The sequence below is a fragment of the Arthrobacter livingstonensis genome, from assembly GCF_003219815.1.
In the GTDB taxonomy this organism is placed as follows: Bacteria; Actinomycetota; Actinomycetes; order Actinomycetales; family Micrococcaceae; genus Specibacter; species Specibacter livingstonensis.
In genome coordinates this window covers 1-1,464 of sequence record NZ_QJVD01000091.1, presented here as the reverse complement: position 1 = coordinate 1,464, position 1,464 = coordinate 1, and the positions used below count along the sequence as shown (strand labels likewise).

Genomic DNA, 1,464 nt, shown 5'->3' with positions numbered 1-1,464 from the left:
ACGCGTGATCAGCAAAAGCAGGGTCGAGATGAATCCAAACCAGAAGATTCTATGCACTTCAGCCACTGCTATCACAATAGGCGCAATCACAGTACTCATTGGAATAGCAAACATAGGATTGAACATAGGACTGCATCTAAAATCGGGCTGCAATTGCTCACGCTCACAACCTGAAACAACCAACCCAAGCCAAACAATAATAAACAACTATTATAATGAAACAAACATCACCAACATCCAAATGGGAGAAAGAACAAGCAGGAATTTCAATAACTTAACTAAAGGGCTCTGTACTATAAATTCATGGCACATATATGGGAAAGACAACGCAGTAAGAATTGGAGAAAGCTCGGATGTTTTAGTCACAAGAGAACCCTATGTTTCATGCGACCCAGATGAATGCAGGTTCTATGCTCTCAGCCAAGGAACAACAATCAGAGGGAAACACTCAAACGGAACAATACACGATAGGTCCCAGTATCGCGCCCTGATAAGCTGGCCACTATCATCACCGCCCACAGTGTACAACAGCAGGGTGGAGTGCATCGGGTGGTCAAGTACTAGTTGCCATGATGGCAAATCCAGAATGTCAATATGTATATCAGGACCAAACAACAATGCATCTGCAGTAATATGGTACAACAGAAGGCCTGTTGCAGAAATTAACACATGGGCCCGAAACATACTAAGAACACAGGAATCTGAATGTGTATGCCACAACGGCGTATGCCCAGTAGTGTTCACCGATGGGCCTGCCACAGGACCTGCAGACACAAGAATATACTATTTTAAAGAGGGGAAAATATTGAAATGGGAGTCTCTGACTGGAACTGCTAAGCATATTGAAGAATGCTCATGTTACGGGAAACGAACAGGGATTACCTGCACATGCAGGGACAATTGGCAGGGCTCAAATAGACCAGTGATTCAGATAGACCCAGTAGCAATGACACACACTAGTCAATATATATGCAGTCCTGTCCTTACAGACAGTCCCCGACCGAATGACCCAAACATAGGTAAGTGTAATGACCCTTATCCAGGTAATAATAACAATGGAGTCAAGGGATTCTCATACCTGGATGGGGATAACACTTGGCTAGGGAGGACAATAAGCACAGCCTCGAGGTCTGGATACGAGATGTTAAAAGTGCCAAATGCATTGACAGATGATAGATCAAAGCCCATTCAAGGTCAGACAATTGTATTAAACGCTGACTGGAGTGGTTACAGTGGGTCTTTCATGGACTATTGGGCTGAAGGGGACTGCTATCGAGCGTGTTTTTATGTGGAGCTGATACGTGGGAAACCCAAGGAGGATAAAGTGTGGTGGACCAGCAATAGTATAGTATCGATGTGTTCCAGTACAGAATTCCTGGGACAATGGAACTGGCCTGACGGGGCTAAAATAGAGTACTTCCTCTAAGATGAAGAAAAAGACCCTTGTTTCTACTGATCACGCGT

Annotated in this window: 1 protein-coding gene; it reads left to right on the top strand. The window is 44.3% G+C overall.

Translation table 11 applies throughout. The annotated features are described in order from the left end of the window. A partial coding sequence (locus CVV68_RS22865) for a neuraminidase (RefSeq protein WP_211320977.1) occupies positions 1 to 1,426 on the top strand: 1,426 nt, incomplete at its 5' end. Positions 1,427 to 1,464 lie beyond the last annotated feature (38 nt).